Source organism: Streptomyces sp. GD-15H, from assembly GCF_045291515.1.
Taxonomy (GTDB): domain Bacteria; phylum Actinomycetota; class Actinomycetes; order Streptomycetales; family Streptomycetaceae; genus Streptomyces.
Map to the genome: position 1 here is coordinate 4,265,698 of NZ_CP149447.1, position 19,734 is coordinate 4,285,431.

19 protein-coding genes and 3 pseudogenes are annotated in these 19,734 nt (G+C 72.7%); 11 read left to right on the forward strand and 11 right to left on the reverse strand.

All coding sequences use genetic code 11. The features are described 5' to 3' along the window. Window positions 1–27 precede the first annotated feature (27 nt). The 3 genes and pseudogenes from WJ438_RS19960 to WJ438_RS19970 form a co-directional block, all read right to left on the reverse strand. A complete protein-coding gene (locus WJ438_RS19960) occupies window positions 28–828 on the reverse strand; it encodes a TrmH family RNA methyltransferase (RefSeq protein WP_406729745.1) in 801 nt (266 codons plus the stop codon). 117 nt (window positions 829–945) lie between these two features. Next, window positions 946–2,103: pseudogene (locus tag WJ438_RS19965) on the reverse strand (HTTM domain-containing protein); the annotation flags it as partial. Then, a complete protein-coding gene (locus WJ438_RS19970) occupies window positions 2,100–2,876 on the reverse strand; it encodes a DUF5819 family protein (protein ID WP_406726464.1) in 777 nt (258 codons plus the stop codon). The pseudogene WJ438_RS19965 and the gene WJ438_RS19970, both read right to left, overlap by 4 nt. Window positions 2,877–3,231: 355 nt before the next feature. Here WJ438_RS19970 and paaA point away from each other — a divergent pair, with 355 nt between their 5' ends. The 5 genes and pseudogenes from paaA (at window position 3,232) to WJ438_RS19995 (ending at window position 6,931) form a co-directional block, all read left to right on the forward strand. Beyond that, window positions 3,232–4,269, forward strand: coding sequence for a 1,2-phenylacetyl-CoA epoxidase subunit PaaA (gene paaA / locus WJ438_RS19975; RefSeq protein WP_406726465.1), 1,038 nt, complete (start codon window positions 3,232–3,234; stop codon window positions 4,267–4,269). Beyond that, window positions 4,266–4,553 (forward strand): 1,2-phenylacetyl-CoA epoxidase subunit PaaB, encoded by a 288-nt coding sequence (gene paaB / locus WJ438_RS19980; RefSeq protein WP_406726466.1) that lies wholly within the window; start codon window positions 4,266–4,268, stop codon window positions 4,551–4,553. The genes paaA and paaB overlap by 4 nt, the downstream gene beginning before the upstream one ends. A gap of 50 nt (window positions 4,554–4,603) precedes the next feature. After that, complete coding sequence (paaC, locus tag WJ438_RS19985) at window positions 4,604–5,305, forward strand: 1,2-phenylacetyl-CoA epoxidase subunit PaaC (protein ID WP_406729746.1); 702 nt, start codon at window positions 4,604–4,606, stop codon at window positions 5,303–5,305. Further along, window positions 5,299–5,874 carry a 1,2-phenylacetyl-CoA epoxidase subunit PaaD gene (gene paaD / locus WJ438_RS19990; RefSeq protein ID WP_406726467.1) on the forward strand — a complete coding sequence of 192 codons (576 nt, stop codon included), beginning with the start codon at window positions 5,299–5,301 and terminating at the stop codon, window positions 5,872–5,874. The genes paaC and paaD overlap by 7 nt, the downstream gene beginning before the upstream one ends. Continuing rightward, window positions 5,874–6,931 (forward strand): annotated as a pseudogene (locus tag WJ438_RS19995) (2Fe-2S iron-sulfur cluster-binding protein). The gene paaD and the pseudogene WJ438_RS19995 overlap by 1 nt, the downstream one beginning before the upstream one ends. 39 nt (window positions 6,932–6,970) lie before the next feature. Here WJ438_RS19995 and WJ438_RS20000 read toward each other — a convergent pair. The 4 genes from WJ438_RS20000 to WJ438_RS20015 all read right to left on the reverse strand — a co-directional run bounded on the left by WJ438_RS20000 (window position 6,971) and on the right by WJ438_RS20015 (window position 10,816). Continuing rightward, window positions 6,971–7,300 (reverse strand): rhodanese-like domain-containing protein, encoded by a 330-nt coding sequence (locus WJ438_RS20000; RefSeq protein WP_406729747.1) that lies wholly within the window; start codon window positions 7,298–7,300, stop codon window positions 6,971–6,973. Between the two features lie 94 nt (window positions 7,301–7,394). Further along, window positions 7,395–8,240, reverse strand: a complete 846-nt coding sequence (locus WJ438_RS20005) for a hypothetical protein (RefSeq protein WP_406726468.1) — start codon at window positions 8,238–8,240, stop codon at window positions 7,395–7,397. Window positions 8,241–8,429: 189 nt separating this feature from the next. Next, window positions 8,430–9,956, reverse strand: a complete 1,527-nt coding sequence (locus WJ438_RS20010; protein WP_406726469.1) for a DUF2252 domain-containing protein — start codon at window positions 9,954–9,956, stop codon at window positions 8,430–8,432. 176 nt (window positions 9,957–10,132) lie between these two features. Next, a complete protein-coding gene (locus WJ438_RS20015) occupies window positions 10,133–10,816 on the reverse strand; it encodes a ScbR family autoregulator-binding transcription factor (protein ID WP_406726470.1) in 684 nt (227 codons plus the stop codon). Window positions 10,817–11,005: 189 nt separating this feature from the next. Here WJ438_RS20015 and WJ438_RS20020 point away from each other — a divergent pair, with 189 nt between their 5' ends. The 5 genes from WJ438_RS20020 to WJ438_RS20040 all read left to right on the forward strand — a co-directional run bounded on the left by WJ438_RS20020 (window position 11,006) and on the right by WJ438_RS20040 (window position 15,981). Next, window positions 11,006–12,031: a ScbA/BarX family gamma-butyrolactone biosynthesis protein gene (locus WJ438_RS20020; protein ID WP_406726471.1), complete on the forward strand. Its 1,026-nt coding sequence runs from the start codon at window positions 11,006–11,008 to the stop codon at window positions 12,029–12,031. Window positions 12,032–12,042: 11 nt separating this feature from the next. Beyond that, complete coding sequence (locus WJ438_RS20025; protein ID WP_406726472.1) at window positions 12,043–12,960, forward strand: NAD-dependent epimerase/dehydratase family protein; 918 nt, start codon at window positions 12,043–12,045, stop codon at window positions 12,958–12,960. Between the two features lie 111 nt (window positions 12,961–13,071). Then, window positions 13,072–13,221 (forward strand): hypothetical protein, encoded by a 150-nt coding sequence (locus tag WJ438_RS20030; protein WP_406726473.1) that lies wholly within the window; start codon window positions 13,072–13,074, stop codon window positions 13,219–13,221. Window positions 13,222–14,452: 1,231 nt separating this feature from the next. Next, entirely contained in the window at window positions 14,453–15,214 is a 762-nt protein-coding gene (locus WJ438_RS20035; RefSeq protein ID WP_406726474.1) for an FAD-dependent oxidoreductase, read from the forward strand. Continuing rightward, on the forward strand, window positions 15,130–15,981 hold the full coding sequence (locus tag WJ438_RS20040) for an FAD-dependent monooxygenase (RefSeq protein WP_406726475.1): 852 nt from the start codon (window positions 15,130–15,132) through the stop codon (window positions 15,979–15,981). Before WJ438_RS20035 ends, WJ438_RS20040 begins: the two co-directional genes overlap by 85 nt. A 150-nt stretch (window positions 15,982–16,131) precedes the next feature. On the opposite strand, the gene WJ438_RS20045 is transcribed toward WJ438_RS20040, so the two are convergent. Continuing rightward, window positions 16,132–16,698: a rhodanese-like domain-containing protein gene (locus tag WJ438_RS20045; protein WP_406726476.1), complete on the reverse strand. Its 567-nt coding sequence runs from the start codon at window positions 16,696–16,698 to the stop codon at window positions 16,132–16,134. 86 nt (window positions 16,699–16,784) lie between these two features. Here WJ438_RS20045 and WJ438_RS20050 point away from each other — a divergent pair, with 86 nt between their 5' ends. Next, window positions 16,785–17,063 carry a metal-sensitive transcriptional regulator gene (locus WJ438_RS20050; RefSeq protein WP_406726477.1) on the forward strand — a complete coding sequence of 93 codons (279 nt, stop codon included), beginning with the start codon at window positions 16,785–16,787 and terminating at the stop codon, window positions 17,061–17,063. Between the two features lie 8 nt (window positions 17,064–17,071). Here WJ438_RS20050 and WJ438_RS20055 read toward each other — a convergent pair whose 3' ends face one another. The 3 genes and pseudogenes from WJ438_RS20055 to WJ438_RS20065 form a co-directional block, all read right to left on the reverse strand. Next, complete coding sequence (locus tag WJ438_RS20055) at window positions 17,072–17,821, reverse strand: sulfite exporter TauE/SafE family protein (RefSeq protein WP_406726478.1); 750 nt, start codon at window positions 17,819–17,821, stop codon at window positions 17,072–17,074. Then, window positions 17,818–18,177 (reverse strand): rhodanese-like domain-containing protein, encoded by a 360-nt coding sequence (locus WJ438_RS20060; RefSeq protein ID WP_406726479.1) that lies wholly within the window; start codon window positions 18,175–18,177, stop codon window positions 17,818–17,820. Before WJ438_RS20060 ends, WJ438_RS20055 begins: the two co-directional genes overlap by 4 nt. A gap of 35 nt (window positions 18,178–18,212) precedes the next feature. Beyond that, window positions 18,213–19,573 (reverse strand): annotated as a pseudogene (locus WJ438_RS20065) (rhodanese-like domain-containing protein). Window positions 19,574–19,734 lie beyond the last annotated feature (161 nt).

The following is a 19,734-nucleotide window of genomic DNA, read 5'->3' on the forward strand; positions in this document are numbered from 1 at the left end:
GAGGCGGACGCAGGTGCGCGGACACCGCTAAGCGGGTGCGCCACCGGTGGCGCTCCAGTGGTAGAGCGTCATGGCCACACTGGTCGCGAGGTTGTAGCTGGAGACCTGGGGGCGCATCGGCAGCGCCACCAGGCGGTCGGCACGCGCGCGCAGTTCCGCCGAGAGCCCGCTGCGCTCCGAACCGAAGGCGAGCAGCGCGTCGTCCGGCAGTTTCAGCGCGCGGATGTCGTCACCCTCCGGGTCGAGCGCGAACACCGGGCCGGCGGGCAGCTCGTCGACGGACAGCCGCTCCACGGCGGTCGCGAAGTGCAGCCCGGCCCCACCCCGCACGACCGTGGGGTGCCAGGGGTCGAGGGTGCCGGTGGTGACGACACCGGTCGCCCCGAAACCGGCGGCCAGCCGGATCACGGCTCCCGCGTTGCCCAGGTTGCGCGGGAGGTCCAGGACCACCACGGGGGCGGTGCGTGGGATGTGCGCCAGCCTCTCGAGGTTGCCCGCGCGGGAGGGCCGTACGGCGAGGGCGGCGACGGCGGTGGGATGCGGGCGCGGAACGAGCGAGGCGTACGTCTCGTACGGCACCTCGGCCAGCAGCGCCGCCAGCGCGTCCCGGACGTCCGGGGCCAGCTCCTCCGCGAGGGCGAGCGCGGCGGCCCGGTCCGCGGTGACCGCCACCTCGACCTCCGCCCCGAAGCGCACGGCGTGCTTGAGGGCGTGGAAGCCGTCGAGCAGGACGGCGGCACCGCTCCGCCGGTGCCAGCGGATCACGGGACCGGTGTCCCCGTCGGGGTCGGGGGTGCCGGGGGCGGGGGTGGGGTCGGGGGCGGCCATGACGTGCAGCCTACGTGCGGGGGCCGGGGGCTTTTCCCGGCGCGGGGACGGCCGGCCACCCGCCCACCGGCGTTCCCGGGTCGGCGGACCGGGGCCCCGGGACAGGCGTACCGCCCGCGCGCGTACGGGGCCGCCGTCCCGGGCCCGCAACCACTCGTACGCGCGCGTGGAGCCGTTGCCCAGGCGCCGCAGGAAGGTCGTCGGCAGGAAGACGGCGTCGGCCGCGATCATCGCCAGGGAGAAGAAGGGCAGTCCCAGGACGACGGCGATCACGGCGTGCTCAGTGATCATGAGCACCAGGAGGACGTTCTTGACCCGCCGGTTGAACAGGGTGAACGGGAAGGCGACCTGCACGGCGACCGTCCCGTACGTCACCAGCATCACCAGGGTGCCGCTGGCGGTCAGCAGGCCGCCGAGGGCCGGCCAGGGGGAGAAGTACTCCAGGTGGAGCGGATAGTGGACCGCGGTGCCGTCCTGCCAGCGGGAGCCCTGGATCTTGTACCAGCCGGCCGTGGCGTAGATCAGACAGGCCTCGGCCATGATCACCAGCAGGGCCCCGTTGTGCACGAGGTTGGCGACGACGTCCAGCAGGATGCGCGGCTGCGGGGTCCTCGTGCGGCGCCCCACCAGCCACCACAGCGCCTGCACCCCCCAGACGGCCCACAACAGCGCCGGTATGAACCAGTCGCCGTCCATCCGGCCGGTCAGGGTCGCCACGAGCAGCAGGAAGCCCAGCGCACCCCACAGCGCGGGACCCACCCGGTCCCGCGGCCGCTCCCCACGCGCGCGTGCCCGATCCGCGCGCCGGGCCCGCCGCGCGTCCAGCGACCACACCTGGCCGCAACGTGTGAACACGAGGTAGATCGACATCAGGTGCAGGACGTTGTCGCCGCCGTCGCCCATGAAGACACTGCGGTTCTGCAGCGACAGCACGCCCACCATGAACAGCACCGACATGGTGCGGGTGCGCCAGCCCAGCAGCAGCAGCGCGCTCCACACCACCGCGAGCGCGTAGCCGGCCTCGAACCAGCCCTGGCCGTCCGACCACAGCAGCGCGGTGAAGGCACCGTTGGACCCGACCAGCTGATCGGCGAGATCCCAGTCCCACGGGCCGTCGGGACCATACAACTCCTGGCGGTGGGGGAACTCCCGGAGCAGGAACAGCAGCCAGGTCGCGCTGAAGCCGATCCGGATCACGGCGGTCTGGTGAGGACCGAGGGCGGCGTCGGCGACCCGCGCGACGGCGCCGGAGAGCATGAGGGAGAAGCGGTTCACCCGATGCCTCCCCGGGCCTCGTCCTCCGGCACCGGCCACCAGGGCAGGGTGCGGTAGACCGGCTTCGTGGAGACCTGCTCCTCGCTCCACCGGGGCGGTGGCACGTTGGCGGTGCGGGAGCGAACCTGGATCCGGTCGACGACGCCGCCCGGCCCGGCCGCGTCCGACCGTTCGAGCCGCATCACCATGATCCGGCGCAGATACGACTCGGCCAGCGCGCCCCGCATCCCCACCGGACGGTCGTCGTCGTGCGTGGCGACGAAGAAGTCCCAGGCGCGGCGCAGCTCGTTCTGCTGGGTGTGACTGGGCAGGGGGTTGCCGTCGATGGCCCGGCCGTCCTGGGCGGACAGGTCGTACCAGCCGGTGGTCCGCACTCCCCCGTCCGCCGTCAGAACCTCGGCGCGGACCTGGACGGAAACGTTCTGCTGCAGCGGATTGGGCGCGAACAGCTTCCAGTTCTGCTCGAACTCCGGGTAGATCCAGTCCTCGACCGCCGTGCCGTGCTCCTTGGAGACCGTGTTCGCGGGCGCGACGTGCAGGAACGTCATGCCGAGGTGCACGCAGACCACGACCGCGACGACCCCGAGGGTCACCGTGGCGGCGATCTGATGACGCGGGGAAAGGGCGGCCACGCCGGTGGGCGGCTCAGGCGACGGGTCGGGACCGGACGGGTCGGGGCGTGGGGCAGGGCCACCCGGCTCCTCCGGCCCGGCCGACCCTTCCGACCCGGCCCGCCGTTGCCGGACGTGCGAACCCTCGCCGTACACGTTCATCCCGCCCCGTTCCCACATTCCCGGTCCGTGTCCCGGTCCGTCGCCGCCGCCGTCCGGCCGGCGGCGGCGTACCGCCCGCACACCGCTTCGCGGCTTCACCGCGTCGCACGGGAACGGTACTCAGCACCGGTCGCCGGGGCACACTCCCGGAGGTCGGCACGTTCCGTGGTCGTGGCCACATGAAGGGCCTCACACGGTTGTCCACAGGATCCGGCGGCCGTCCCGCAGGTTCTCCACAGCTGTTGACACCTTGCGGCGGCCGTCTCACCATGGAATCGCACGAACCGAACGATCGGTCGGGAGCGTGTTCCGGGAAGAACCCAGGTCGAGAAGAACCCAGGTCGAGGGGGAGCTCATGGCGACAGCAGCCGCTCGCGGCACGGTCGGCGGCCGTACGCACGACGCACCGGACGGCGCCGGCGACAGCACCGGTGATCCGCTCGTCGACAGCGCGGGACACGAGCGTGCCTTCGCCGCGGCCGTCGCCGCCGACGAGAGGATCGAACCACGCGACTGGATGCCCGACGCCTACCGCGCCACGCTCGTCCGGCAGATCGCCCAGCACGCGCACTCCGAGATCATCGGCATGCAGCCGGAGGCCAACTGGATCACCCGCGCGCCGTCGCTGCGCCGCAAGGCGATCCTGATGGCCAAGGTGCAGGACGAGGCCGGACACGGCCTGTACCTCTACAGCGCCGCCGAGACCCTCGGCACCGGCCGCGAGGAACTGCTGGACAAGCTGCACTCCGGCCGCCAGAAATACTCCTCGATCTTCAACTACCCCACGCTGACCTGGGCCGACGTCGGTGCGATCGGCTGGCTGGTGGACGGCGCCGCGATCACCAACCAGGTGCCCCTGTGCCGCTGCTCGTACGGCCCGTACGCGCGCGCCATGGTGCGCATCTGCAAGGAGGAGTCCTTCCACCAGCGCCAGGGCTACGAGCTGCTGCTGGCCCTGAGCCGCGGCACCCCCGAGCAGCACGCGATGGCCCAGGACGCGGTGGACCGCTGGTGGTGGCCGTCCCTGATGATGTTCGGCCCGCCCGACGACGAGTCTCAGCACTCCGCGCAGTCGATGGCCTGGAAGATCAAGCGGCACTCCAACGACGAGCTGCGCCAGCGCTTCGTCGACATCTGCGTCCCCCAGGCCGAGTCGCTCGGCCTCACCCTCCCCGATCCGGACCTGCGGTGGAACGAGGAGCGGGGACACCACGACTTCGGCCCGATCGACTGGACCGAGTTCTGGGACGTCCTCAAGGGCAACGGCCCGTGCAACGAGGAGCGGCTGACCCGGCGCAGGCACGCCCATGAGGAGGGCGCCTGGGTCAGGGAGGCGGCAGCGGCCCACGCGGCCAAGCACGCGAACGGCGAGACAGGAGCGACCCGCACATGACCGACACCGACTGGCCCCTGTGGGAGGTCTTCGTGCGCTCTCGCCGGGGGCTCTCCCACACCCACGCCGGCAGCCTGCACGCCCCGGACGCGGAGCTCGCCCTGCGCAACGCCCGCGATCTGTACACCCGCCGCGGTGAGGGCGTCTCGATCTGGGTCGTGCCGTCGGCCGCGGTCACCGCGTCCTCGCCGGACGAGAAGGACCCGTTCTTCGAACCGGCCGCCGACAAGCCCTACCGGCACCCGACGTTCTACGAGATCCCCGAGGGGGTGCGGCACCTGTGACGACACCACCCCGTGCCCCCGCACAGGCGGCCGCCGAGGACACCGCCCACATGACGGCCGCGCTCGCCCTCGGCGACGACGCCCTGGTGCTCTCCCACCGCCTGGGTGAGTGGGCGGGCAACGCCCCGATGCTGGAGGAGGAGGTCGCCCTCGCCGACATCGCGCTGGACCTGCTGGGCCAGGCCCGGGTGCTGCTGTCGACGGCCGGCGACGAGGACGAGCTGGCGTTCCTCCGCGAGGAGCGCGCCTTCCGCAACCTCCAGTTGGTGGAACAGCCGAACGGCGACTTCGCCCACACCATCGTCCGCCAGCTGTACTTCTCCACCTACCAGCATCTCCTGCACACCGAACTCGCCGCCGGGGACGGCCCGTTCGCACCCCTGGCCGGCAAGGCCGTCAAGGAGGTCGCCTACCACCGCGACCACGCCGAGCAGTGGACCCTGCGGCTCGGCGACGGCACGGACACCAGCCGGGCCCGGATGCAGCGGGCCGTGGACGCCCTGTGGCGGTACTCCGGCGAGATGTTCCAGCCGGTCGAGGGCCTCGACGTCGACTGGCCGGCCCTGGAGACGGCCTGGCTGGAGGGGATCACACAGGTACTGCGCCGGGCCACCCTCACCGTGCCCGGGAAACCGCGCACCGGGGCGTGGGCGGCCGGTGCCGGCCGCCAGGGGCTGCACACCGAGTCCTTCGGCCGGATGCTCGCCGAGATGCAGCACCTGCACCGCAGCCACCCGGGGGCGACATGGTGACCACGGCGCCCACCACCCCGCTGGAGGCCGAACTCCTGGAACTGGCCGGTTCGGTGCCCGACCCCGAACTGCCCGTGCTGACCCTGCGCGAGCTGGGCGTGGTGCGCGCGGTGCGCGCGCGCGGAACGGACGCCGTCGAGGTCGACCTGACTCCCACGTACACGGGCTGCCCGGCCGTCGAGGCGATGTCGGCGGACATAGAGCGGGTCCTGCGCGGCCACGGCGTGCGTGAGGTCACCGTCCGCAGGGTGCTCGCCCCCGCCTGGTCGACCGACGACATCACCGACGAGGGTCGGCGCAAGCTGCGGGAGTTCGGCATCGCCCCACCGCGCGTACGGCCGCCGTCCGGCGCGGTCCCGGTGGGCCTCGGGCCGACCCGCACCCGCGACCCGCTGGCCGGCGAGGAGAGCGGCCTGCTCTCTTCGTCCGCCGCTCCGGAGCCGGTGCGTTGCCCGCGCTGCGGCTCCGCCGACACCGAACTGCTCAGCCGTTTCTCGTCCACGGCGTGCAAGGCGCTGCGCCGGTGCCTGGCCTGCCGCGAACCGTTCGACCACTTCAAGGAGTTGTGATGGCGCGCTTCCACCGGCTCCGCGTGGCCGCGGTCGAGCGGCTCACCGACGACTCCGTCGCCCTCACCCTCACCGTCCCCCGGAACTGCGCGAGAAGTACCGCTACGCCCCGGGCCAGCACCTCACCCTGCGGCGCAGGGCCGACGGCGAGGACATCCGGCGCACCTACTCCATCTGCTCCCCGGCCCCCGACGACCAGGGTCCCGACACGCTGCGGGTGGGGGTGCGGCTGGTCGACGGCGGAGCCTTCTCGACGTACGCCCTGAAGGAGATCGGCGCCGGGGACGAGCTGGAGGTGATGACCCCGGCGGGCCGGTTCACCCTCCGGCCCGCGCCCGGCCGGTACGCGGCGATCGTCGGCGGAAGCGGCATCACACCGGTGCTGTCCATCGTCTCGACCCTGCTGAGTCGTGAGCCCGAGGCACACTTCTGCCTGATCCGCAGTGACCGGACGGCCGCCTCGACGATGTTCCTGGAAGAGGTCGCCGACCTGAAGGACCGCTACACCGAGCGGCTCCAGCTGGTGACGGTGCTCTCGCGGGAGGAGCAGCAGGCGGGGCTGCCGTCCGGGCGGCTCGACCAGGAGCGGCTCACCGGACTGCTGCCGGCGCTGCTGCCCGTGGAGCAGGTGGACGGCTGGTTCCTGTGCGGCCCGTACGGGCTGGTGGAGGGGGCCGAGCGGGCCCTGCGCGGTCTGGGCGTGGCCCGCTCCCGCATCCACGAAGAGATCTTCCACGTGGACACCGGCACACCGGTCGCCCCCACGGCATCGGCCCCCACCCACAGCACGGTCACCGCCCTGCTGGACGGGCGCGGCGGCGCCTGGCCCGTCCAGGACGGCGAGTCCCTGCTGGAAGCGGTGCTGCGCAACCGCCCCGACGCCCCTTACGCCTGCAAGGGCGGGGTGTGCGGAACCTGCCGTGCCTTTCTCGTCTCGGGCGAGGTGCGGATGAACCGCAACTTCGCGCTGGAGTCGGAGGAGACCGAGGCGGGCTACGTACTGGCCTGCCAGTCACATCCGGTGACGGAGAGGGTGGAGCTGGACTTCGACCGCTGACGCCCGTCCCTGCTTCCGGAACCTGTTCCAGGGCCCGGACTACAGGACGTGTCCGGGCTGCCCGTCATCCGTGACGACGGAGCGTCCCGTCGACTCCCACACCTGCATGCCGCCTGCCACGTTCACGGCGTCGATGCCCTGCTGGACCAGATACATGGTGACCTGGGCGGAGCGCCCGCCGGAACGGCAGATCACATGGACCCGGCCGTCCTGCGGGACCGCCTCGGTCAGCTCGCCGTACCGGGCGACGAACTCGCTGATCGGGATGTGCAGCGCTCCTTCGGCATGGCCGGACTTCCACTCGTCGTCCTCGCGGACGTCCAACAGGAAGTCGCCGTCCTCGAGGTCCGTGACCCCGACCGTGGGCACCCCAGTCGCAAAACTCATGCTCCCGACGCTACCGGAAGCGGCCGAGCCGGACTTCCCACCCGCGGGGCGGCCGAGATTCCGGCCGCCCCGCGGCTCAGTCCTGCAGGGCCGCCAGCTCCGCCTCGCGTTCGGCCACCTGGGCACGCAGCTGCTCGGCTATCTCCTCCAGGAGCCGGTCCGGGTCGTCCGGGGCCAGCCGGAGCATCGAGCCGATGGCACCCTCCTCGAGTTCCTTCGCGACCAGCGTGAGCAGTTCCTTGCGCCGGGCGAGCCACTCCAGCCGGGCGTAGAGCTCGTCGACGGCGCTCGGGGCCTGCTCCTTCGGCTTCGGGCCCGCGGCCCATTCCTCGGTGAGCTCACGCAGCTCCGCCTCGCTGCCGCGGGCGTAGGCGGCGTTGACGCGGGTGATGAACTCCTCGCGGCGGCGGCGTTCCGACTCCTCCTGCGCCAGGTCCGGGTGCGCCTTGCGGGCGAGGTCGCGGTAGAGCTTGCGGGCCTCCTCGCTGGGCCGCACCCGCTCCGGGGGCCGGACCGGCTGGTCCGTGAGCATGGCCACGGCCTCCGGGAAGAGGCCCTCGCCGTCCATCCAGCCGTTCAGCAACTGTTCCACACCGGGGATCGGCAGCAACCGGGAGCGCGCGTCCTCGGCCAGCCGACGGTCCTCGGGATCACCGGTGCGGTCGGCCCTGGCCTCCAGGATCCGGGCGTCCAGTTCCTCGAGGCGCAGATACATGGGGCCGAGCCGCTGCTCGTGCAGCCGGGAGAAGTTCTCGACCTCGATGCGGAAGGTGTCCACCGCGATCTCGAACTCGATCAGCGCCCGCTCGGCGGCCCGCACGGCCTGCTCCAGCCGCGCCTCGGGCCGCTGCGCACCACCTTGGGCCGTCACCCGCTCCGCACCGGCGCCGCCACCACCCTGCTCACCCTCCGAGGTCGTCACCCGCACAGCGTAGGCCACCACCGCAGCCCCCCGGAGCCCACCCGGCACCCTCCCGGTACCGGCCCAGCCCGCCTGACCGCAGGCCCGGACCACCTACCGGCCCACCGACGAGACACCGGTCGACCCACCGACGAGGCATCGGAAACGGAACGCGGACATCCGGCTATGCCCCATGCCCGGGCGCGCTCCTCAGACCCCCGTCTCCGCCGCGATCCGGCCCGACCGTACCGCCGTCACCAGGTCCGCGTGGTCGGCCTCCGTGCGGTCGGCGTAGCGGAGGGCGAAGTCGGCCATCGCCTCGTCGAGCTCGTCGTTCTTGCCGCAGTACCCGGCGATCAGGCGAGGGTCGGCGCTGTGGGAGTGCGCGCGGGCCAGGAGGGCGCCGGTCATGCGGGCGTAGTCGTCGACCTGGTCGGCGGCCAGGGCCGTCGGGTCGACGCTGCCCTTGCGGTTGCGGAACTGCCGGACCTGGAACGGCCGCCCCTCGACGGTCGTCCAGCCCAGCAGGTTGTCGCTGACCACCTGCATCCTCTTCTGGCCCAGGACCACGCGGCAGCCCTCGTGGTTGGCGTCGGGGACGTCGAAGCCGGCCGTCAGCAGATGCGGGACCAGTGCCGAGGCACGGGCCTCCTTCACCTGGAGGACCAGGGGCTCGCCCCGGTGATCCAGGAGCAGCACGACGTACGAGCGGGTGCCCACGCTGCCCGTGCCGACGACGCGGAACGCCACGTCCTGCACCGCGTGCCGGGCCAGCAGCGGAAGCCGGTCCGGCTGGAGGGTGCCGACGTACTCCTCCAGGGAGGAGGCCACCGCGGCGGCCTCGGCGTCGTCGACGCGCCGCAGTACCGGCGGGGCGTCGACGAAACGCCGTCCGCCGTCCGCCGTCGCCTCGGTGGACTTGGCCGCGAAACGGCCGCTGGTGTTGGCGCGGGCCTTCGCGTAGACCCGCTCCAGCGTGCCCAGCAGATCGTGCGCGTCGGTGTGGGAGACCAGCTCCTCGTCGGCGATGGCATTCCAGGCGTCCAGCACCGGCAGCTTGGCCAGCAGCCGCATCGTGCGGCGGTAGGCGCCCACCACGTCATGGGCGGCCTTGCGGCAGGTGTCCTCGTCCGCGCCGACCTCCCGCCCCGCGAGCACCAGCGAGGTGGCGAGCCGTTTGACGTCCCACTCCCAGGGACCCCACACCGTCTCGTCGAAGTCGTTCAGGTCGATGACCAGTCCGCCGCGCGCGTCGCCGTACAGGCCGAAGTTGGCCGCGTGCGCGTCGCCGCATATCTGTGCGCGGATCCGCGTCATGGGGGTGCGGGCCAGGTCGTGGCCCATGAGGCCCGCCGCGCCGCGCAGGAAGGCGAACGGTGTCGCCGCCATCCTGCCCACCCGTATCGGCGTCAGCTCGGGCAGCCGGCCGCGACTGGACTCCTCGACCGCGCTCACCGCGTCGGGGCGGGAGGAGTCCAGGTGGAGGCCGGCGTGTGCGCCGCGGGGGACCAGCCGGCGCAGGGCCTTGCCGTCCTCCTTGACCGAGCCCTCGGGCGGCCATGCGGCGAAGCCCGGTACGCGCGGCAGCCGCCGCCCCTCACCGGCCGCCCGGCCGTCCGGCCACGCCTGCTCCAGCGTTCCTTCCGTCCCGGCCTCACCGGCAACGATCTCGGTCACAGCAACCGCCTCCCCCGTACGCCCACACGTACGTCCGTACACGCTCGACCGCGCGCGCATCGACAATCGAAACGAACGACCGTCGGCCCGGCGTCGACACAGGCATCGGCGCAGGCCATGACATCAACCGTGCCGACCGTACAACCAGGTGGACGAGACGCGTCAGGCCTTGTGGACAACTCCGGGGCTGTGGACAACGCCCTCACCCGCGCACGCCGGAGCACACTCGTACTCAGTCAGACCCCAGCAGTTCCCAACCCCGCCTCGGCGACCTCTCCCGTGACCGGTTCCAGTCGTCCCTCCGCGAGGGCCCGCTGGGCGCGGTCCGCCGAGATGTCCAGCCGGGCCAGCACCGCCGGGACCGCGATGCCCGGCAGCATGTGCTGGAACAGCACGACGACCCGGTGCTCCAGATCCTGCCGATGGCAGCGCAGCTGCGAGAGGAGCTGCACCCCCGAGTAACTCGCGACCAGCAGCTCCGCCGTCTCCGTCTCTTCGACGTGCGGCAGCAGCTCGCCCCCCGTCTTCGCCTCGGCCAGGGTCCGGGTGGTCTGGTCGATCCACATGCGAAACGCCGGGGTCCGGTCCAGACCCAACGCTCCCTGGTCCAGGGCCAGTCCGACACTGGCCCGCACCAGCGGGTCGGTGCGCAGCCGCAGGGCCAACACCAGACCGGAGTCGACGAGCTCCTGGAGTTTGCTGGCCTGGGGCGGCAGGGTGACCGCCAGTTGCTCCTCGAAGATGCCGAGCGCCAGCTCCTCCTTGGAGCCGAAGTGGAAGTACAGGGCGCCCTTGGTCACCCCGGCCCGGTCCAGGATCTCCCCGATGGTCGCGGAGGTGTAGCCGCGTTCGTCGAAGACGGCCGCGGCCGCGGCCAGAATGGTCCGCCGCGTGCGGATCGCGCGCTCCTGTCGCGCCATCGGGTGCCTCCTGATCTCCGTGGATCTCGCGGATCGCCGTGAAGTCGCCGCGCGGGCGCCATGCGTGATGCCGTGGGGGCGCGTGGACTCGTCTCCAACGGTATGGATCACCCTTTGAAAAAAACCGGCTCGTCCGTATCTTAGTGCGAAAGTCGACCGGAGCCAGGCCGTCTATCCGAGGGGTTCCTCATGCCTCAGTCAGGTCCCTCAAGTACACCCACGGAGGATCAGACCGGACAGGGAGGCGAGCCCGCAAACGTCGCTGGACAGGCTGCCGGTGCCCGCACCGGCCCCGGCGCCACCCGGGTCACCGCGCGACTCGCGCACCGCACCCGCGCGGTGGACGTCTTCCCCGCAAAATGGATTCGCCTCTCCGAGCTCGCCTTCCGCGTCACCGCGCACTGGCCCGCCGACCACTCCTTCTTCGGCCCGGCCGACGATCGCCACCAGGACCCGATGATCGTCGGCGAGACACTGCGTCAGACCACGCTGGCCCTCGCCCACGCCGAGTTCGGCGCCCCACTCGACACACACTTCGTCATGTGGGACCTGTCGGTCGCCGCGGACCCCTCCGGGCTGCTGCTCGCGGACGCCGCCGAGCCGGTCACCATCGACGTCGTCTGCTCCGAGGTGCGCCGCCGGGGGCGCGGCCTGAGCAGCATGCGGACGACCATGGAGTTCCGCCGCGCGGGACGGCTCGTCGCCCGGGGCACCGGCAGCACGGGCTGCACCTCACCGGCCGCCTACCGCCGCCTGCGGGCCCGGCAGTTGGACGTCATGGACAGCGCGATACCCCTGCTGCCCCCGTTCCCCCGAACTGGTCGGCCGCGACCGCGCGGAGGACGTCGTCCTCGCCCCCGCCGACCGCCCCGGCACCTGGCTCCTGCGGGTCGACACCGGCCACCCCGTGCTCTTCCCCGGCCCAACGACCACGTCCCCGGCATGGTCCTGTTCGAGGCGGCCCGCCAGGCCGCGACCGCGGCATCCGGCAGACGGTCCTTCCTGCCGGCCGACATGGCCGCCTCCTTCAGCCGCTACGCCGAACTGGACAGCCCCTGCCTGCTCGAAGCCGAAGTCCTGGACAAGGACGAAGCCGGGGCCGAGGACGGGGAGGTGACCGTACAGGTCTCCGGCCGGCAGAACGGCAAACCCGTCTTCACCGCCACCCTCACCTCAGCGCCCCACGGCCGCGCCCCGGTACGTTCACCGCTGTGACGCTGAAAACGGTGAACCTTCTGATCACGGGCGGCACCGGCTTCATCGGCAGCCGGGTCGCGGCGGCCGCACACCGTCGCCCGGACACCCACGTCCGTCTGCTGTCCCGCCGCGCCCTCCGCACACCCGCCGAGACCGAGACCGTACTCGGCGACCTCGCCGATCCCGCTTCCCTGCAAGGCAGTTGCACCGGCATCGACGTACTCGTCCACTGCGCCTCACGCGTGAGCGGCGACCCGGAATCGCTCGCGGCGGTCAACGACCGGGGCACGGAAGCCCTGATGGAGGAAGCGGTACGCAGCGGGGTGCGCCGCGTCCTCTGTGTGAGCACCGCCGCCGTCCACGGCCGGGGCCCCTTCCACGGCGTACGGCCGGGCGAGGCCCCTCTTGCCCCCGCCTCCGCCACCAGCCGCACCCGTGCCGCCGCCGAGCGGCACGTCCTCGACGCGGGCGGCCTGGTGCTGCGGCCCCACCTGGTGTACGGCGAGGGCGACCGCTGGATGGTGCCCGGACTGGTCGGGCTCCTGCGGGAGTTGTCGGCGACCGTGACGGGCTGCGAGGCACAGCAGTCGATGATCGACGTGGACACGCTGGGCCGGGCGGCCGTCGCCGCGGCGCTCTCGCCGACCCACGGGCCCGGTGTCCACTACGTCAACCACCCGGCCCCTGTCCCCGCGTCGGAGCTGCTCGCGGCCGTGTGCGCGCACGTGGAACAGCCCGGTGAGGGCGCGTCGGTGGACGTCACGACCGCCTACACACGAGCCGCCGGATCCCCTCGCACGCTGCATCACCTCGGCATGCTCACCGTCGACCACTGGTTCGCGGACGACGCCTTCTGGGAGAACCTGGACTGCACACCCGGCGAGGGCTTCTTCCACACCTTCCCGCACACGGTGCCCTGGTACCGGTCATTCCTCACCACCGACTGACCAACCACCCCTGTGACCAAACCGACCCGACGGTTTGCAGGCCCTGAAGGGGCGCGGAGAACGGGGCCGACTCCGACTGAGCTTCCCCTGCTGCGCGGCCCCTCAGGTGAAGTGATCCGGCATTCGGCACCGGACGGCGTGGTGATCATCAGCCAGACGTGCGACGTCGTACAGCCGGACGAGACGTACCTCCGGGTCGCTCCCGTCGTCGGACTGCCAGGGCGCCCGGTGAAGCAGGCGGTGAAGGGAGCCATGCCCTGATACGTCGCCGTGCCCGAGGCCGGATCCGACACCTTCGCCGACCTTGTCCACATCGCCACGGTATCGAAAGCCCACGTGGCGCTCCTCGTATCGCGCCTTTCCTGCTCCTGTCGGGTGACGACCGGAGGTGAGAACCGGACGTGAGAAAAGGGGACGGTGTGGGCTGCCGTCACTCACACCAGTGGCCTGCGACGCCACCGGCAGTGCGCGCACTGCGGTTGTCGAAGGATGTGCCGCACGGGAGCAGTGAAGAGCGGTCCGGCACGTGGGAGCGACCGGCGCCGGCAGACGCGGGACCCGTACCGCCTCCGGTGGAGGACGAGTCGCCGGCAGGCCGGATCAGCGCCGTGGCCGAGCAGCGGGGAACGAGTCGACGGCTCTGCTACGGCAGTCCCACGGCCGGAAACTCGGCACGCTGTCCACGGCGGGGATCCGGTCCGGAGCCGGTTGCCCAACGGATCGCCAAGCCCGCCGGGGCCGACGCGCCGGCTCCGCACGCGAGGACGCCGGCCCGGTACGCCGGCGACCCGCTTCCGCACCTCCCGCGCCATCCCTGGGTGGACGGAGGCGCGCTGGACCGGTGGAGCAAAGGGGCGTGGTGCCACGGGCCCGCCGGTGCCCGCGGTGTCTGCGTGCGGACGGACGGCGGCCCCTGCGCGGGAAGCCGCCCTGGTCCTTCGCGGCCCTGCAGCACGGCGCCTTCCCGGTCCGGGAGTGCCGGGCAGGCCGGTCGACCGTCCACTCCGTGGACCACATCGCCGGCCTCCGGATTCTCGGTCACCGCCACGCGCCGCGGCGGATGGACGGCATGGCGGGGGCGTACGGCCCGGCTCTGCGGCCGAACCCGTACATCGGTGCACCGGTACGGCTCCAAGTGATCACTCCGAGTGGCTGCGCGCACATCGGACCGCGCCGCTCGGCAGGCCGCGTCCGTTCGCACTCCCGAGCTCGGTCCGTTCAGCGATCGGGGCGGTGGCGGACGGTCGTGCCGAGGGCGATGACGGAGGCCAGCAGGGACAAGCCAACCAGTACGCCGAACTCGGCGCGGTCGTCGGCGTCACGCTGACCACCCGGCGGTCGATGTCGCGGTACGTCGGGGCGCTGCGCCGACCGCGTCACCCCGTGCGGAGAGAGGCTCGCCCCGCTCGTCGGCACGGGCCCGACGTAGTACGCGCCGAACGATCTCGCGTGCGTCTCCTCTCCACGTACCGTGGTCCACTACCGTGGATTCATGACGGCACCGCTGGACGTGCTGGTGGTGGGAGCGGGCCCGACCGGTCTCGCCCTCGCCGCGCAACTGCGCGCGTACGGTGCCCGGTTCAGGATCGTCGACCGGTCCCTCGACCGGGTGCGGGAGTCACGGGCGCTTGCCCTCCAGCCCCGCAGCCTGGAGGCGCTGGCGGGCTTCGGGGTGACGGACGAGCTGGTGGCCCGGGGCAACCCGGCGATGCGGCTGCGGCTCCACCTGCCCCGCCGCGTGGTGGCGCTGCGGTTGTTCGACATCGGACTGACCGACACGGCGTACCCGTTCCTGCTGTTCCTCTCACAGGCCGAGACGGAGCGCGTCCTCTCCGAACACCTGACCGCGCGGGACGTGACGATCGAGCGCGGCACCGAACTGGTCCGGCTGGAGGCGACGGACTCGCCCGTCGTCTGCCGGCTGCGCCACGACGACGGCTCGCAGGAGGCCGTGGAGGCGCGCTACGTCGTGGGTTGCGACGGCGCCCACAGCACCGTGCGCAGCCAGACCGGCATCGGATTCGAGGGATACGCCTACCCGCAGACGTTCCTGCTCGCCGACCTGGAGGTCGACGGGCTGGAGCCGGACTCCGTGCACTCGTACATGAGCGGGGCGGGGATGGTGTTCTTCTTCCCGCTCGGCTCGCCTGGCGCTGGCGTATGCTCGCGATGCGACCGCCCGACGCCCCGGACGCCGGGGTGGACCTGCCGTTGTTGCAGGAGATCGCCGACCGCTACACCGGCGAGCGGCTGACACTGCGGGACCCGGTCTGGATGACCGACTTCCGCCTCCACCACCGCGGCGCCGCCCGCTACCGCTCCGGCCCCTGCTTCCTCGCGGGGGACGCGGCCCACATCCACAGCCCGGCCGGCGCGCAGGGCATGAACACCGGCATCCAGGACGCGCTCAACCTCGGCTGGAAGCTCGCCCTCGTCTGCCGGGGCGCGGCGCCCGAGGAACTGCCGGCAACGTACGAGGCCGAGCGGGCGCCCGTCGGCCGCAACGTGCTGCGCCTCACCGACCGCGCCTTCACCGTCGCCACCAGCGGCAACCCCGTCCTCCGCATCGGCCGTACCCACATCGCCCCGCGCCTGGCGCCGCTGGCGCTACGCCCGACCGGGATCCGCGCGCGGCTCTTCCGAACCGTCTCCGAACTGGGCATCCACTATCGGCGCAGCCCCGCCTCCACGGCCGGCTCGCGACCGCCCAGGGGCGGACCGAGAGCCGGGGACCGGCTGCCCGACCTGCCTCGTGGACTGCAGGCGCGCACGGCGGCACCGGGCTGGCACCTGCTGCTGTCCGGGCCACCGTCCCTCTGGCCGGACGAACGGCTCTCCCCGGCCCTCGAGGGGCGGGACGGCCTGGTCTGCGTCCACCGGCTCGGCGGACAGAGCCCGTGGCCGGACGTCACGCAGGGACTCGTTCGCCCCGACGGCTACCTGGGCTACGTCGCACGGGGCGCCGACACGGACGGCCTGCGGACCTACCTGGACCGCTGGCTGCCGACCGGCCGCCGTTGATTCCGCCCGCCGCAATGCGGCCGGTGGCCTCTCCGCCCGCAGGCCCTGTGCCTGAGTACCGGCTGTGCGTCCGGCGCGGACGGCTACGGACACGGCCTCCCGGCACAGCGGAACAACGGTGGGCGCTGCGGGCCCCTCCGGTGGGTGTGGTCACCGGCCGAGGGCTTGCAGGGTGGCGTCCAGGTCGGTGGTGCGGGGCTGGTTGTGGGGGAGTTTGGCCAGGAGGGCGGCCATGCCGCAGGTGTTGGTGACGGCGGAGAAGACCAGGCCGCCTCCGATGGCGGCGGACAGCCAGCGGGCGGACCGGTAGCGGGTACCGAGTGCGAGACCGGTCACGACGAGGGAGCCGGCGGCGAGGCGGACCTGGCGTTCCATGGGCCAGGCGGACTTGACGGTTTCCTCGCGGTCGACGCGGTGGCCCTGGGTGGTCCAGGCGGTGGTTCCGCCGGTGAGGGTGGCGGCGGGGATGTCGGCGTCGGCGAGCTGTGCGCAGGCGGTGGCGGAGCGGCTGCCGGAGGCGCACACCATCAGCAGTCCGCCGCGGGCGGCTACCGTCTTGAGGGCGGGAAGGGCGGTGTGCAGGTGGTCGAGGGGGATGTTGTGAGCGCCGGGCAAGTGGCCGGCGGCGTATTCGCCGGGGGTGCGCACGTCGATGACCGTGTAGTCGCTCAAGCGCTCAGCGACCTGGGCGGGGTCGATGGCGGCGGGGGTGCTCATGTGCGTGGGGCTGCCTTTCGTTCCTTTGTCCGGGGGAGTACCGAATGGACTAGAATACCCCAAGGGGTATCTATGGAGGAGGATGCGTGGAGCTGGAGATGGCGGCCGACGAGCTGAAGAGCGTGCTCAACCGGCTGCGACGGGCGCAGGGGCAGATCGCGGGGATCATCAGAATGATCGAGGAGGGGCGGGACTGCGAGGATGTGATCACGCAGCTCGCGGCGGTCTCCAGGGCGCTGGACCGGGCCGGTTTCGCGATCATCGCAACGGGGTTGCAGCACTGCATGACCGAGGGCGGACAGGTGGACGGTGACCGGGACCAGATGCGCGCCCGCCTGGAGAAGCTGTTCCTGTCGCTGGCCTGAGCACCGTCTCACGTCACGGCGTCGGCGAGCATGAAGGCGGCCACGGCCAGCAGGACCACCGCGAAGATGCGCTGCAGGCGGGGGCCCGAGACCTTCGCGGCGAGGCGCTTGCCGTCCCAGGCGCCCAGGACGGCGGTGGCGACGAAGGGTCCGATCACCGCCCAGTCGAGGGAGACGGCGGCGCCCGAGCGGGTGGCGAGCGAGGCCAGGGAGTTGGCCGTGATGACCAGCAGGCTGGTGCCGACGGCGGCTTGCATCTCGAAGGCCAGGACGGTGACCAGGGCGGGGACGGCGAGGAAGCCGCCGCCCACGCCCAGCAGTCCGGTCAGCGCGCCCAGCCCCGCCCCGGCCCCGGCTGCCCTGCCCGGCCGTACCGTGCTGCTTCCGGCACCGGCCGGGTCGGCGGGCCGGAGCATCTTGAGTGCGGCGAGGGCGGCGACGCCGGCGAAGGCGAGGGTGAGGACGGCCTGGGGCAGGCGGGCGGCGGCGGCTCCCGCCAGGGCGGCGGGCAGGAGGCCGGCGGCGGCGAACGCCGCTCCGGCTCTCCACCGCACGTGCCCGGCGCGGGCGTGGGCGTACAGGGCGGTCAGGGAGGTGACGGTGACGATGACGAGGCTGGCGGTGGTGGCCGCGGCGGGAGTGAAGCCGAGCAGGTAGATCAGGGCGGGGACGGCCAGGAGGCTGCCGCCGCCGCCGAGCGCGCCGAGCGCCAGGCCGACCACGGCCCCCGCGGTCAGGGCCAGGATCAGGACGCTCACGCGATCCGGCCGCCCTGCCCGCGCTCGTCGACGACCGGTAGTCCGGCCTTCGCCCAGGCGTTCATGCCACCGGTGACGTCGACGGCGTCGACGCCGCGGGAGGCCAGCAGCTTGGCGGCCTGCTGCGAGCGGTGCCCGGAACGGCAGATCGCCACCACCGGCAGGCCCTGCGCGTTCGGCGGCAGGGCGGCTCCGGCCAGCAGCCGGGTCAGGGGCAGATGGACGGCGCCGGGCGCGTGCCCGGCTTTCCACTCCGGCACCTCGCGCACATCGAGCAGCACGGCGGTGCCGTCGCCGGTGCGGGTACGGGCCTGCTCGGGGGTGAGGCGGTTCGTGCCGCGTCGGAAAAGGAACATGACGTGCCCTCGGCTTGGGTGAGCGGATGGGGTGATCAGTGGCGGGCCACGGCCAGGCCCGCCTCGCCGGCGGCGTCGAAGCCGTCGTCGACGGCGACCACGTCCCGTCCGGCGGCGTCCAGCAGGGAGGCGGCGATCGCCGCGCGCATCCCGCCCGCGCAGTGCATCCACACGGTCCCGGGCGGCACCTCGCCGGTCCGGCCGTGCAGCTCGTGGATCGGGATGTGCACCGACCCCTCGACGTGCCCCGCGGCGCGTTCGGAGTCCCGGCGCACGTCCAGCACCACCACCTCCTCGCCGCGCTCACGCACTTCGGCGAGGTCGGCGAAGCGGGCGCGCGGGAAGGAGGCGAGCCGCTCGCCCTCGCGGACCCAGGCGGCCGGGTCGCCGGTGGCGGCGGCCGGGCGGTCGATGCCGACCCGGGCCAGCTCCCGCTGCGCGTCGGCGATCTGCTCGGGGGTGTCGGCGAGCAGGGTGACGGGCTTGCCCCACGGGATCAGCCAGGCCAGGTAGGTGGCGAGCTTGCCCTCGCCCTCGAAGTTGAACGACCCTGCCACGTGCCCTGCGGCGAAGGCCATCCGGCTGCGCAGGTCCACCACCCACTCACCCGCGGCCAGCCGCCGCGCGATCTGCTCGGCGTCGGCCGGCTGGGCGGGGTGAGGTCGACGGGCGCGGGGCCTGCGGCGTTGGCCGGGCCCATGTGCGCGTAGTAGGCGGGCACGTCCTCAAGACCGGCCAGCATCCGCTCCACGAAGGTGTCCACGTCCAGGGTGAGCGCGTCGTTGGTGGCGCGTTCCTTGCCGATCGTGGTCGCGTCCCCTTCGGCCTGGGAGGAGGAGCAGAAGCTGCCGAACCCGTGGGTGGGCAGCACCGGCACCTCGTCGGCCAGTTCGTCGGCCAGGCGGTGGGCGGAGGCGTGCTGGGCGCGGGCCAGCCGCCCGGTCAGCCGAGGCTCGACCAGATCGGGACGGCCCACGGTGCCGATCAGCAGCGATCCGCCGGTGAACGCCGCCACACCGCGCCCGTCCTCCTCCAGGACGTAGGAGGTGTGGTGCGGGGTGTGCCCCGGGGTGGCGAGCGCCCGCAGCACCAGACCCTCGTCCACCGTCACGGTCTCGCTGTTGGCGACGGGGGTGCGGGCGAAGGACACGTGAGCCCCGGCCGGCACCAGGTAGGCGGCGCCGGTGACACGGGCCAGCTCCAGGCCGCCGGTGACGTAGTCGTTGTGCACGTGCGTCTCGGCGACGTACGCGATGCGCACCCCGCGCCGGGCGGCGGCGGCGATCACCTGGTCGATGTCGCGCGGCGGGTCGATGACGACCGCACCACGGGCGCCGCCGGCCAGGTAGCTGCGGTTGCCCAGACCCTCGAACTCCAGAGTGTCGACGAAGGACACGGCCGCGACTCCTCCACAAGAGAACTTTTACCCTTGGGGGTATTGGCACTCACCTTAACAGAGATACCTGGGGGGGTATTCCTAGGGGGGTGTTCCTGGGGTCGAGAGGCCCGCCCGGTATCGCGCCCACTGCGGCGGTTACCCGGCGGGGTATCGAGGAA

What these genes read in the sequence shown, in the direction of transcription:
- WJ438_RS19960 (WP_406729745.1), bottom strand. Translation starts at nt 828, where the DNA reads ATGGCCGCCCCCGACCCCACCCCCGCCCCCGGCACCCCCGACCCCGAC.
- WJ438_RS19970 (WP_406726464.1), bottom strand. Translation starts at nt 2,876, where the DNA reads ATGAACGTGTACGGCGAGGGTTCGCACGTCCGGCAACGGCGGGCCGGG.
- paaA (WP_406726465.1), top strand. Translation starts at nt 3,232, where the DNA reads ATGGCGACAGCAGCCGCTCGCGGCACGGTCGGCGGCCGTACGCACGAC.
- paaB (WP_406726466.1), top strand. Translation starts at nt 4,266, where the DNA reads ATGACCGACACCGACTGGCCCCTGTGGGAGGTCTTCGTGCGCTCTCGC.
- paaC (WP_406729746.1), top strand. Translation starts at nt 4,604, where the DNA reads ATGACGGCCGCGCTCGCCCTCGGCGACGACGCCCTGGTGCTCTCCCAC.
- paaD (WP_406726467.1), top strand. Translation starts at nt 5,299, where the DNA reads ATGGTGACCACGGCGCCCACCACCCCGCTGGAGGCCGAACTCCTGGAA.
- WJ438_RS20010 (WP_406726469.1), bottom strand. Translation starts at nt 9,956, where the DNA reads ATGCGCGCGCGGTCGAGCGTGTACGGACGTACGTGTGGGCGTACGGGG.
- WJ438_RS20015 (WP_406726470.1), bottom strand. Translation starts at nt 10,816, where the DNA reads ATGGCGCGACAGGAGCGCGCGATCCGCACGCGGCGGACCATTCTGGCC.
- WJ438_RS20020 (WP_406726471.1), top strand. Translation starts at nt 11,006, where the DNA reads ATGCCTCAGTCAGGTCCCTCAAGTACACCCACGGAGGATCAGACCGGA.
- WJ438_RS20035 (WP_406726474.1), top strand. Translation starts at nt 14,453, where the DNA reads ATGACGGCACCGCTGGACGTGCTGGTGGTGGGAGCGGGCCCGACCGGT.
- WJ438_RS20040 (WP_406726475.1), top strand. Translation starts at nt 15,130, where the DNA reads ATGCGACCGCCCGACGCCCCGGACGCCGGGGTGGACCTGCCGTTGTTG.
- WJ438_RS20045 (WP_406726476.1), bottom strand. Translation starts at nt 16,698, where the DNA reads ATGAGCACCCCCGCCGCCATCGACCCCGCCCAGGTCGCTGAGCGCTTG.
- WJ438_RS20060 (WP_406726479.1), bottom strand. Translation starts at nt 18,177, where the DNA reads ATGTTCCTTTTCCGACGCGGCACGAACCGCCTCACCCCCGAGCAGGCC.